Below are 230 nucleotides of genomic sequence, written 5' to 3'. Positions count from 1 at the left end.
CCAATTAGTCTGCTGTGTAGCGTATTCAATGTGCATCGTAGCAGCTATAGATATTGGGCTATACGGGATACAACGCCGACACCTGAGCAAGTAAGGTTAGAAGCTGAAGTTAAAGCAATACATACGATGAGCGGTGGTTCAGCAGGGGCGCGGACAATAGCAGCAATAGCAACAAATAACGATTTTGAATTAAGCCGTTATCGTGCCGCTAAGCTGATGGTTAAACTAAA

General features: G+C 44.3%; 1 pseudogene. It reads left to right on the top strand.

What is annotated here, in order from left to right:
• Positions 1 to 230 (top strand): annotated as a pseudogene (locus AAEZ18_RS19825) (IS3 family transposase); the annotation flags it as partial.

The sequence above is a fragment of the Pseudoalteromonas sp. 19-MNA-CIBAN-0066 genome (assembly GCF_040308705.1).
Classification (GTDB): domain Bacteria; phylum Pseudomonadota; class Gammaproteobacteria; order Enterobacterales; family Alteromonadaceae; genus Pseudoalteromonas; species Pseudoalteromonas nigrifaciens.
This window is presented reverse-complemented; position numbering and strand designations above follow the sequence as displayed.